The sequence below is a fragment of the Rubripirellula reticaptiva genome (genome assembly GCF_007860175.1).
In the GTDB taxonomy this organism is placed as follows: Bacteria; Planctomycetota; Planctomycetia; order Pirellulales; family Pirellulaceae; genus Rubripirellula; species Rubripirellula reticaptiva.
The window spans coordinates 14,815-27,330 of sequence record NZ_SJPX01000004.1; the positions used below are offsets into that span (position 1 = coordinate 14,815).

Annotated in this window: 8 protein-coding genes; 6 read left to right on the top strand and 2 right to left on the bottom strand. The window is 52.7% G+C overall.

Features of this window, described 5'->3' with window-relative positions; all coding sequences use genetic code 11:
- The first annotated feature begins 73 nt into the window (after window positions 1–73).
- Window positions 74–619 carry a hypothetical protein gene (locus Poly59_RS17210; RefSeq protein WP_222436127.1) on the top strand — a complete coding sequence of 182 codons (546 nt, stop codon included), beginning with the start codon at window positions 74–76 and terminating at the stop codon, window positions 617–619.
- Window positions 620–1,196: 577 nt separating this feature from the next.
- Here the strand turns inward: Poly59_RS17210 and Poly59_RS17215 are convergent.
- On the bottom strand, window positions 1,197–2,048 hold the full coding sequence (locus Poly59_RS17215; RefSeq protein ID WP_246151735.1) for a DUF2314 domain-containing protein: 852 nt from the start codon (window positions 2,046–2,048) through the stop codon (window positions 1,197–1,199).
- A 770-nt stretch (window positions 2,049–2,818) separates the two neighbouring features.
- On the opposite strand from Poly59_RS17215, the gene Poly59_RS17220 reads away from it, so the two are divergent.
- The 5 genes from Poly59_RS17220 (at window position 2,819) to Poly59_RS17240 (ending at window position 9,879) form a co-directional block, all read left to right on the top strand.
- On the top strand, window positions 2,819–3,694 hold the full coding sequence (locus Poly59_RS17220) for a DMT family transporter (protein WP_146535381.1): 876 nt from the start codon (window positions 2,819–2,821) through the stop codon (window positions 3,692–3,694).
- 290 nt (window positions 3,695–3,984) lie between these two features.
- On the top strand, window positions 3,985–4,686 hold the full coding sequence (locus Poly59_RS17225) for a hypothetical protein (protein ID WP_146535382.1): 702 nt from the start codon (window positions 3,985–3,987) through the stop codon (window positions 4,684–4,686).
- 1,171 nt (window positions 4,687–5,857) lie between these two features.
- Window positions 5,858–6,997: an FG-GAP repeat domain-containing protein gene (locus tag Poly59_RS17230; protein WP_146535383.1), complete on the top strand. Its 1,140-nt coding sequence runs from the start codon at window positions 5,858–5,860 to the stop codon at window positions 6,995–6,997.
- Window positions 6,994–8,379 carry an outer membrane protein assembly factor BamB family protein gene (locus Poly59_RS17235; RefSeq protein WP_146535384.1) on the top strand — a complete coding sequence of 462 codons (1,386 nt, stop codon included), beginning with the start codon at window positions 6,994–6,996 and terminating at the stop codon, window positions 8,377–8,379. The genes Poly59_RS17230 and Poly59_RS17235 overlap by 4 nt, the downstream gene beginning before the upstream one ends.
- Window positions 8,380–8,439: 60 nt before the next feature.
- Window positions 8,440–9,879 carry a sulfatase family protein gene (locus Poly59_RS17240; protein WP_146535385.1) on the top strand — a complete coding sequence of 480 codons (1,440 nt, stop codon included), beginning with the start codon at window positions 8,440–8,442 and terminating at the stop codon, window positions 9,877–9,879.
- Between the two features lie 216 nt (window positions 9,880–10,095).
- Here the strand turns inward: Poly59_RS17240 and Poly59_RS17245 are convergent, their stop codons facing one another.
- Complete coding sequence (locus Poly59_RS17245; protein WP_146535386.1) at window positions 10,096–12,351, bottom strand: arginine/lysine/ornithine decarboxylase; 2,256 nt, start codon at window positions 12,349–12,351, stop codon at window positions 10,096–10,098.
- Window positions 12,352–12,516: the final 165 nt, after the last annotated feature.

Below are 12,516 nucleotides of genomic sequence, written 5' to 3' on the forward strand. Positions count from 1 at the left end.
TACTTTTCACACCTCAATTTTGTCACTCGCACTGCTGGTTGTAAGTGCATCGCTATGCAACAGAGAACAATTCGTGCTTTTTGACAAAACATTTACGTTCACCAAAGCGGAGGCGGACAATTCAAAACCGAGCCCCTCGCACGTTTACGTTAAAGGCGAAATGCTCAATGCGGAACGTCCGCAAGATTGGACGTCGCCGGTGGATTACCGTAACGGCACCGTCCACGTCCGGCTGGAAGTTCTTGAAAAGCCGGTCGGTGGAGAGCCCACGACGTGGAGCGTTTGTTATATCCCAAACAAACGTCAAAACGGCGGGTACGGATGCATCGGCACGGACGTTTACCAAGAAGCGGGTGTGTACGAAAAGGACGTCGACATGACGAAGTTCTGGCAGAATGACGGCATTGTCTGGAGCGAAGGTATCAAGGAGATGCATCTCGTCATCAAAGATAACAGCGGCGGACAGGGACACGCGCACAAACGCCCCGATCACGAAAAGTTCTTTCCCACCAAAGTTCGCATGACACTCATTCAGGTTTCCGAGGGCGCGAAGTACGATCCGACACTGGTGCCAAATTTTGGACCAGCAACACAGAACCGCAAACAATCCTCAGAATAGGACCCTTGGGATAGGTCTTGTTCGCAACTGAAAAGAGAGAGATCGCGTCCGATCTTGGGTTCCAATAGGTTGGGGGCGATGAAAGTGAGGTATCTCGAGTTGCCAATGCGCGAAACGCAAGTTGGTGGGATTCGAGTCGCTTCGGCACCCTCGCGTCCCGGTGCTTAGACTTCAATTTGCTATTCGATGGACGCAGTGTTGCATTTTAGAGCACGTCCAGCAGTCCACAGGATGAGCGGATGGCTGCTGGCGTTGATCGTCGTTTTCGCCATCGACAAGTCGGCGCTACCAACACCCTCTACGGCAGATCGACCAAGAACTGGTAAGCGAAAAGCGCAAGCGAGTGCATCTGTCTGCGCAACAAATACACTTGTTGGCGATTCGGACGTGTAGCGACGATGGATCACGATCTGTACATACAGACTCGACACCGAAGATCTTTTTAACCAACGCCCGAACGCAGCGGTGCTTCATCTTTCCGGGCGGACTGACCAGTAGGAATGGCAATGCGAGTCCGACCGAGACTCAAACGAATTCGATCAGGGATGGAGCGGATTCTGAATCACAGTTTGGAACGCTAAGCTTCTTGCAGTCTGGCCATCACACGTTTCCACGCCAAGCACTTGGCGAGGTCCATCGCGGTCATTCCATTGTTGCTTTTCTTCTTTGCATCCGCACCGTTTTTCAAGCATACATCAACGCCGTCCCATGATCCGGCTAGTGCCAATTGATGCAAGAACGTGAACCCGTGGGCGTCATCGGCTTGCTCCAACATTTCGGGATTCTTTTGCAACGCTTGCTCGAACGAATCGCGCATGTTCACCGACATGGGATGTTCGGTTTCAGCAACTTTTTTGTAGTCTTGAGGTTGTTGCGGCACCTTCTTGAATCTTGAAAACATTCCTTTCTTCTTTGACGCCTCGCCGCCGAGATAGCTATTTGGCACCAAGGGCACGACTCCAACATCACCAAAGTCATGTCCCCAAGCCACATCATGATGTTTGCGTTCACTCGCACTCATGCGACTTCGCATCAGGTCGATCGTGAATCCGCCGCAGACCTCTCCCATCGAAACGTACATCCAATCACCGACTTGTTTGCCGCGAATTTTCACTTGCTGGCCCTCTTGATAGGACTTTAGCGAGTGAGGCGTATTGATCAGCGTGCCTTGAACTTGTCGGCCATCGAAGTCGATGTCAATCAACCACATGTGTTCGACTTCGAGTCCACCCGGGTTGGCCTCCCGAACTTCGCGCGGGTCGAACAAAGACGCTTTTACGGCGGCTAGCTCAAGTCCGGGAACAATGCGGCGTTTCTCCCAAGCCATCTCGCGCCAAAAGTACTTGAAAGTCTGACGAGCTTTCTTACTCGCCTCCACCATCTCTGGATCATCGCCTGGAGAAATGAAAATGTGAGGATCTTCGCTCATGGTTGGTACTCACTCCAACGTGCGGAAAATTGCAGATATCTTTGAGGCGACTCGCCAAACACATCGCCTGAACCGAAACTAAGATACAGCGTCCAGACAGTCGCATGTGCTTGTAACAGCGGAGGTTTCTTCCACCGAATTTTGAATCGCAGTCCAGTGATTTTGTAGGATAGGGAGATTTAAGGCCCGAGTATGGTATTCGTCGTCAGCCGCATTGACCGCTCAACCGTTTCCCGGTTGGTCCGCCGTCCCGATCCGGCGACGGTCCCAATAGTCAGTGATTCCAATCAAGTTGGCATCGGAGCATCAAACCGTAGCGCAGACGAATTGGCTTCGTTCGATCGCTTCCCTGCCGGCTCGCGAGTTCCGCAGTGATGGTCCGGCGATTCCCTACTGTCGGCCTCCGCGCCGAGCACCGCTCATTGGCTGGTGATTCCAGTCGTGATCGCTTCGGTTGAGTGCGTTAGTGACTCGAGCTCGATCGAGCACCAACCAAGAACCTCGTCCCTCTTTTCTTCCTCTTCTGCATAGTTCTGATCTAGTCGCTTGAAATAGTCCACTAGAACATTCACCCCCAAGGGCCTCTATTCGACCAGACTTGCAAAGCGTGAAAATGATGTATGGGCACCGGGTGGTTCGCGTCGGTGGCAGCCTGTTGTTGCGCTCAGCAAACGATTTCTCGACGGCCGAACAGATCGAGCAGGAACCGAACACTGAATTTTTCAAACACAACTGTATTGCCCTACGCCTGAACCAGCCGAAAGATTTGAATGACCGTGCGAATGGCCCTACTTTCGCTTCATGCAGCAGTACTTCTGTTCGGATTGTCGGGGCTGATCGGAAAATCGGTTAGCAGTCCGCCGGTTGTTGTGACTTGTCTACGCTCGCTGATCGGTGCCGTAGCATTGGGAGCATTCCTGCGGCTGATGTCTCGCGGCCACGAATTGTTAGACGGCGTTCGTGGCAGAATCAAAGTGATGTTGGTCGGCGGTGGATTGCTTGCCGTTCATTGGTGGACATTCTTCATGGCGATCCGGCTCGGTACTGTCTCGCTTGGACTACTCACCTACGCGAGTTTTCCGCTCTTCATCACCGTTCTCAACTGGGTTCTTCAACGTGAACCCGTGCACCGCAAGGACTGGTGGGCGGCCGGCACTGTGCTCGTCGGCCTCGGACTTGTCGTACCGGATTGGAACTTTGGTTCGCAGGTTGGACTCGCGTCTGCCCTAGGGCTGGTCTCGGGGCTTACATTCGCACTGCTAACGCTATTGAATCGTCAACTGACGGTGCATGTGATGCCGCTGCCACTGGTCACGGTGCAGATGGCCATCGCCGGACTGGTTTTGTTGCCGCTGGCGGTTCCACAATTTCCCAATGTGCAAGCAAGCGATTGGCTGCGTCTCTTACTGCTCGGCGTCGCTTGCACTGGCGTTGCTCATGCAATTTTCACCTCCAGCCTGAGGACCGTCCGAGTGGCCTCGGTCAGCGTTGCCGCTTCCCTGGAACCAGTCTACGGAATGCTCGCTGCCTGGATGGTGCTCGGTGAATCGGCGACCTCTGTCATGTTGGTCGGAGCGGCGTTCGTCGTCGGTGCCAGTTTCCTAAGTATGCTGCCTGATCCTGCGATGAAAAATCCCAAACCATGAAACACCAGACATGGAACGCTTCTTGGGTGGCATACTCGGTTGCGGGTTTCAGTCCTAGTTTGCACTCGATTTCCTTGATCGCTTGAAGATCGTTGACGGATTCATCCATTCGCTTTTGCAGGGTGAACGAGGTTAGATGAACGATCGGGATGTGACAGGCCGCATCGCTCGGATATCCTGCTAGGTAGTTCGCCCGTCCACGTGCAACACAATTAGCGGCATCGAGGTAACTGGCTGGAATCATTGTCCGGTCCCAGGCGTCGTACACCATGGAAGACTCGGGTGCTCCAATGCCAACTCTCTCGGATTCCAGTGCCGAATTATCTCTTGCCGCGGTGCCTGCGCCGCGACTGAGCATTCGGCACTTGATGTTGTGGACCTTTTGTTGCGCGGTTTATTGGGCGCTGATTCGTGAGGTTAATGCAAGATCCTCGACCCAATTACACGTCGGACTATTCGGCAGCATCATGACGGGAGCCGACTGCACCGGTGTGATCACGCTTATATCGATGCGAGTTCGCGGCCGCCCACCACTTCTGAAACATCCGGGACATTGGTTGCTCTCGATTGGTGTGATCTCCACGCTGACCGTGACGTCTGTAATGCACACGATATCCAGTTCGATAGCGCTGATGAACCCGTTGGACACAGACAGTTGGGAGTTCGTGGTCCTACGCGTCGTCTTGCTGATTCCGTCGGTCACGCTGGCTTTTGCCTGCACTCGCATCCGCGACCGCAGCTGGAAATTACTTTTTATGGCCATGGTCTTGGTGGAGGTACCAGGGTTTCTCTACTTTTTTGGAATTGACCTGCCCACCAGCTATTACCGCCCGTGGCTCAAACTCGTGCTCGCCTTTGCGATGGTGGGTTTATCGATCGTCGAGATAAAGAATGGACCTCGACGCGACTGGCTGCATTGGACCGGAATCACGGCGTATCTAGTATCGTGTCGCTACTTCATTCTGCCTTTGCTCGCACCGTCCATTCAATGAGTCGGGCAATCGAGCGTTCGGTGGGACTCCGGGGAACTTGTTGCCTTTGCAATGTGATACTTCGTGAAGGCTTGGGATCCTTAGGATTTTTGCTTTTGAATGCCTACAGTTGCTGGACCGTTTTTGCATCGAAATCCTGATTGCGGCGGTTGTTGGCGGATAGTTCAAGTGATGGCGATCCGCGTTGATTTTGCCGGATATTGGCTAATTCAACCCTAGTTGCTGAAGCCACTGGGCGACTTTGGCTCGCCCTTTCTTCAGCGATTCTAGGGAATCTTTTGCGGAGCTGCGTGAAGCGTTTTCAGGCATACGATAGTTAAATTGGACGATGCCGGATTTTAAGTCTCGTGGCTTTCCCGTCGCCTATTCAAGTACATTCTTCCCTTTCATTTCGCCCTGAAAATCCTTTAAAACATTCGCAACGAAGGGTCCCACTCATGGTTTCATAAACTGTTCCCTTGAGATGTTTGTACTTGTCCTTCGTGACCAAAATTGATGCATCCCATCGGACCTCAAAGTTCGAGTGTCTTTGCACGCCAGAAGAATTGGTCACCAAGTTAGAAAAAGCGATCGGCAGGAAGTGGGCGATCAAAATTCCGTTCTCCAAAAAGTCTGCAGGCTCACCGTCCGGCAGATCCACGAGAAGCCGGGCGAAGTCATCGGCGTCGTCCTGAAACCATTAGAGAAAATGGCCGACAGAATCTTGCAACCGATTCTCGAGAAGAAAACTTTGAAATTCAATGGCACGCTGGGCTCTGCGAGTGGCAATCTTGTCGGCCAATTGAAGACGATAATCGATCAGGATCTAACTCGACTGAATGCGATTCAGATCACGATTCCAGCAAAACCTCGTCTCACACAGCGACCTCGCGAGTCAAATCCACACTTTCATCACGACGCTCTATCCCATGCTGAGCCCGTTACTCAGCCCACTGCCGCCAAACCAAGTCGACCGGCAATGTTTCTGGCCTTTGGTGCCTAACATGGTCAAGCCGAGAAGCTCATCGAGAGGTCATTGCCGAACTTCACCTGTCGGACATTTGTTTAACTTGACGTTGCTACCGTTGCACGGAACACTCGCCCGTACGTTAAAACGGTAAGCTCAGATTCATGTTGAAATCTGAGTTTTCACCCATGGTATTGTTCTGCCAATAACGACGGGCATCCCAAAATGAAGTTGCGATTGTCGCACGGCACGGTTTCGATATTCGCTCTGCTGTTTGCTTCGACCGCGATGGCCCAGGACCGGATTTTTGTCACCAACGAACGCCTTGCTTTTGGAACAGACGTCTTTCGCTCTGCATCGGTGCGAGTGGGCGACGTCGACAACGATGGAGACCTGGACGTTGTTATTGCCAACGGACGACATTGGCCAGAACAAAACTTTCTGTTTCTGAATGCGGGCAGAGCGAAGTTTTCGATCATGCATCCCATAGGAACTGATCGTCGAACGTCCTACGCATGCGAGTTCGCTGATTTGGATGGCGACGGAGATTTGGACATCGCTACCGGCAATGATATGGCGTTGGGCCGAGTCATGCTGAACGATGGTGCCGGAAATTTTTCCCAACACTCAGAAGTCGGTGAAGCCTCAAGTCTGCGAAGTCTAACCGCCGCTGATATCGACGCCGACGGAGACGTTGACCTGATTGCCACTTGCCGAGGTCGCGCAAACCGAATCTATCTGAATGACGGTGCTGCTAACTTTCAGTCGGGTCCATCCTTCGGTAGCAGCGACGACTCTACCATCGACGTCGCAGTCGCAGACATCAACCGCGACGGGCACCCAGACTTATTGCTGGCAAATCGTGATCGACAAGCGAACGAAATTCTGTTTGGGGACAGTAAGCTGCAATTCAAACAGCGAAGAACTTTCGGAACGGGCAACGATCAAACAAGAGCGATCGCTGTCGCAGACATGAATGGAGATGGCAATCCTGACTGGGTGATCGGAAACGTCGGGCAACGGAATCAGACTTGTTTTGGCGATAGAAAAGGCGAGATCTTGGAAATGCATGCCTTTGGTGCCGACGACAGTGTCACTTATTGCATCGCTGTTGCTGACATGGACAACGATGGAGACACCGATGTGATCTGCGGCAATGTCGGCCAGGCGAATTCCGTGTTCTTCAACAGCGGCGAAGGCACCGCATTCGTTGAAGTCACCTTCGGCAATCCCAACGCGGCAACGTATGGACTGAGCGTCGGCGATCTGGATGGCGATGGCTTTGTGGATATCGCGATCGCAAACTCTGGTAGCATAAATTCTGTTTTCTTGAATCGTCCGGCCGGAAAGCAGGCAGCTCAATGATGAAAATGATTCGCCCAACATTGCTGCTGGTCAGTGGCGTGCTGACCTTTGGATTCTTGGCTAACGGCGAGCGCTTGCATGCTCAAACGACGACGAATTGGCCAGCGTTTCGCGGGCTTGATGGAAGTGGTGTTGTCGAGGGCTTTCCTGTCCGCACAGCTTGGAACGCAGACCCAGCGGCTGGAGGAATAGACGGAGTGCTTTGGGAAATTGAAATTCCCGGTTTGGGACATAGCAGTCCCGTGATCTTTGGCAATCAATTGTTCCTGATCACCGCGATTGCCGACCTAGGCACCGCAGAACTACAAATCGCGGCTGGGGGGAAACCAACAGCCGCCGACGACAACGGCCAGCAACAGTGGGTAATTCTGTGCTACGACAAATCCAACGGCAAAGAACAGTGGCGCCGGACGGCTCGAACTGGACAGCCTCGCGCGACTCGTCACGCCAAGGCGACTCATGCCAACACGAGCGTTTGTGTTGACGGTAAACACGTCGTTGCGTTTCTGGGTTCCGAGGGCCTGTACTGCTACGACATGGAAGGCACATTGTTATGGCAACGCGATCTTGGAGTTATCAACATCAGTAAGTATGGCATCGGCTGGGGCTATGCCAGCTCGCCGGCGATCCACAACGATCGAGTCGCGTTGGTTTGCGATGACCCGACAGATCCATTCGTCGCCGTTCTTCGCTTGAGCGATGGAGAAGAGCTCTGGCGAGTGGCTCGCAACGGTGACTGCGAGCGCAGTTGGGGAACTCCATTCATTCATGCTGGCGACGACACGGCGCAAGTTATCGTCAACGGTTGGCCATGGATTGTTTCTTACGACCTGGAATCCGGCGAAGAAATCTGGCGATTGGAAGGCGGAGGCGACAATCCCATTCCAACACCCTTTGAAGCAAACGGCTGGATCTACATTACGAATGCTCACGGAGCAAAGTCACCGATCTTCGTCGTGCGACCGAATGCACGAGGCAACATCTCTGTCGATCTTCCCGCCGATAAATTGAACGTCTCGGAGGACGCCATCGTCTGGAGCACTCAACGGGGCGGATCCTACATGTCGACACCCGTCGTCTACGGCGACTATCTTTATCTTGGAAACTCGAATGGAGTGGTGCGTTGTTTCAATGCGAAGACTGGTGAAAAAGTCTACGAACAGCGTCTCGGTAAGGATGCCGGAGTGATCGCATCGTTGGTTGCTTCGGACGACAAGGTATTCTGTCCATCAGAAAACGGAACCTTCTACGTCCTCTCCGCGGGCGAGGAATTCAAACTGCTGTCTAGCAACAAAATGTCAGAACCGATCCTGGCAACTCCCGCCATTTCGGAAGGCGTTCTCTACATCCGAACGACACGAAGGCTGGTTGCGGTCCAGTAGAGTTGCATTCACGATCACAGTCAGATCCTTTCAACATCCCGACAGACGATTGATTGATTCATGAGACATTACATCCAACTTTTGCATCTACTTTCGTTGCTTCCGTTGCTGGTCGCCGTCCATTCAGCGACAGCCAACGAACCAGTGCGTCCAAACGTCATCATCATTTTCATTGACGACATGGGATACGGCGATGTCGGCTTCAATGGCGCCACCGTTCCAAAGACACCCAATCTAGACCAGCTCGCCAAAGACGGCATGAAGTTCACCGACTTCTACGTTGGCTGCGCGGTCTGCTCTGGATCCAGAACTGCACTGCTAACCGGATGCCACTACCAACGTCTGAGTATGAATCCGGTTCTGTTTCCTAATAGCGACAAGGGGCTGAATCCGGACGAGGTAACGCTTGCCGATATGTTGAAAGAAGCCGGTTACCGCACTTCGTGCATTGGCAAGTGGCATCTTGGACATTTACCACCCTGTCTGCCGACGGATCAAGGATTCGATGACTACTGGGGTGTTCCGTACAGCAACGACATGTGGATTGATCCGGCAAACAAGCTGGCTGATGAAATCGTGATTCGTGATGGCGTAACGCTGCAGCAACTCAAAGCCGGTCACAAGATCAAAAACCAAGTTCCGATTCTTCACAACGAAGAGGTCATCGAATACCCGGCTGACCAAACCACGCTTACCAAGCGATACACGGAACAGTCCGTTCGCTTCATCAATGAAAACAAACACAATCCGTTCTTTCTGTATTTACCTCACTCAATGGTGCATCGGCCTTTGGCGGTATCCGAAGCCTTTAACAATCCAAACAACGAGATGATCACCAACGCCATCGAAGAAGTTGACTGGTCCGTTGGTGAAATTGTGAAGGCCCTGAAGGACGCAGACATTGCCGAAAACACGCTTGTTGTGTTTACCAGCGACAATGGCGCCGCGGTTGGATCATCGCTGCCTTTGCGTGGAAAGAAAGCGAGCGTTTACGACGGCGGCATTCGCGAACCCACCGTAATGTGGTGGCCGAGCAAAATCCCAGCAGGATCGGTCTGCAGTGAAGTTGCAGCGTCAATTGACCTGATGCCGACGCTCGTGCAACTTTGCGGTGGCACACTGCCCGACAATAAAATTGACGGCAAGGACATCTGGCCGCTGATGAGCAGTCAGAAGGGCGCGGTCAGTCCACACGAAGCTTACGTTCTGATGCACGGACCGGGAACCGTTCGAAGCGGCAAGTGGAAGTTTTATCCTTGGCAAGAAGGCAAGGGATCAAATCGGGACAAGGCAAACGCGAAGCCTTCGAAGTTTTCGGTGCAGTTGTACGACACCGTCGCAGATATCGGCGAAAGGAACAACATCGCGAAAACGCACCCGGAGGTTGTCCAGCGATTGCAGATTGCGTACGACCAACATGTTGCCGAGATCAAAGCCAACCAGCGACCGACCGCCCACATGTCGCGTCCCACCGGCGTTCCCGCGGCCGACAGACCCTAATCGCAGGCAACCAAAGAAGAAACTACAAACTCAATGAACAACACCTAGCATCTCATGCTTGTTCGTTCATCGCTAAGTTCACCGACCGTTCTTAGAAATTATTCCGAAATAACACGGGCATTCACAAGTTCAGAATTACTCTCCCGCTTGCGGGAAAGCGAGGTTCAAATGCACTGAAATGGAACGATTCCGCAGCCCAAACTGCGATTCTCAGATTCACTCGCGAACGCAATCGACGTAGCACCTGCGATTTCCATCGATCACTTCGTCGACCAAACCGTGGATGTCAGTATCGAATCCAGGGAAGGTACCGTTGAACATCTTTGCGAACTTCAGGTATTCGACGATCGTGCGATTGAACCGTTCACCTGGGATCAACAGCGGTATTCCGGGCGGATAAGGTGTCAGCAACACAGCGGTTGACCGTCCCTCGAGTTGATCGATCTCGACACGGTCTATTTCGCCATGTGACATTTTGGCATACGCCTCCGAAGGCTTCATCGCTGGCTCCATCGGCGACAGATACATGTCTGTCGTTACCCGGGCGATGTCCGATTGTCGGTATGCGTCGTGGACCCGCTGACTCAAGTCTCGAAGTCCTACCGATTCGTAAATCGGGAACGCTTGTGCGAATTCGGGTTGGATTTTCCAGATCGGCAAATTCTTATCGTAGTCATCTTTGAATTGTTGGAGAGCGCTCACCAACGTATTCCAGCGTCCCTTGGTGATGCCAATGGTGAACATGATGAAGAACGAATAGAGGCCGGTCTTTTCAACAATGACGCCATGTTCGGCTAGGTAACGAGTCACAATCGACGCCGGTATACCTGATTCGGCGAATTGCCCTGCAACGTTGAGCCCCGGTGTCACAACGGTGGCTTTGATAGGATCCAACATATTGAACCCCTCTGCCACGTTTCCGAATCCATGCCAATTGTCAGAGGATCCCAGCACCCAATCTTTTTGCTCGCCAATTCCGTCCTCTGCGATTTCGTCGGGGCCCCAAACTTCGAACCACCAGTCGTCGCCCCACTCGGCATCCACCTTACGCATCGCACGCCGAAAATTAATCGCTTCTAAAATTGATTCTTCGACGAGAGCGGTCCCGCCCGGAGGCTCCATCATTGCGGCGGCAACATCGCAAGACGCAATGATCGCGTACTGTGGCGACGTCGACGTGTGCATCAGATAGGCTTCATTGAAGATGTGCCTGTCAAGCTTTTTCCCTTTCGAATCTTTAACCAGAATCTGCGACGCTTGCGAAATGCCGGCCAAAAGCTTGTGGGTCGAGTGGGTTGCAAAAATGATCGATTCATCGCACAACGGCTGGTCTTGACCAATGGCGTGCATGTTTCGATAGAAGGAATGGAACGTGGCATGCGGCAGCCAAGCTTCATCGAAGTGAAGCGTATCGATTTTGCCATCCAACAAGCCCTTCAACTTTTCAACGTTGTAAACGATCCCGTCGTAAGTGCTTTGGGTGATTGTCAGAATGCGTGGCTTGCGTTCGGGATGCCGCTGTTGCGCTTCGCGGGCGAAAGGGTTGGCGTCAATTTTGCGTTGAATACTTTCCGGCGTGAACTCGCTTAACGGAATCGGCCCAATCAGTCCCAAATTGTTTCGGGTCGGCGTCAAGAAAACGGGAATCGCGCCGGTCATGATGATCGCGTGCAAGATTGACTTATGGCAATTTCGGTCAACCACCACGATGTCATCTGCGGCCACGCAAGAATGCCAGACAATCTTGTTTGACGTCGAGGTTCCATTGGTGACAAAGAAACAATGATCCGCGTTGAAGATACGTGCCGCGTTTCGCTCGGATGCAGCAATGGGGCCGGTGTGATCGAGCAACTGGCCAAGCTCTTCAACGGCGTTGCACACGTCAGCCCGCAGCATGTTTTCACCGAAGAACTGGTGAAACATTTGACCGACGGGACTTTTCAGGAAAGCGACTCCGCCGCTGTGTCCCGGGCAATGCCACGAGTAAGACCCATCGCTGGCGTATTCCAACAAAGCACGAAAGAACGGCGGAGCTAAGCCATCCGTGTAGGCCCTCGCCTCGCGCAGGATATGCCGAGCTACGAATTCCGGCGTATCCTCGAACATGTGGATGAAGCCATGCAGCTCGCGAAGAATGTCGTTCGGGATGTGGCTGCTAGTACGGGTTTCGCCGTACAAGAAAATCGGGATGTCATTGTTTTTAAAACGGATCTCTTGGATGAAATCTCGTAGGTTCGCAATCGCAGGCTCCTCGTCGCTTCCCGAAAATTCTTCATCGTCGATCGACAGGATAAATGCCGAAGCTCGGGACTGTTGCTGGGCGTACTGAGACAAATCGACGTAACTTGTCGATCCAATGACTTCAGCGCCTTCCTGTTCCATCGCTTCCGCCAAGGCACGAATGCCTAGGCCCGACGTGTTTTCAGAGCGAAAGTCTTCGTCGATGATCAAGATTGGAAAGCGAAATTTCATGTGTTTATCAAATGGAGAACTGGGGTCAGGCACAGGAGTCTAAATGGGAAACCCAATTCTGTCCGCCCGGTTTTGCGATCTGATCTCAAAAAACCAGATCACCTAATGATAGCAATCCTGCTTAGATCCAGCTTCGTACTTTCGAGTGCCCTGTTTTTTTGCGAA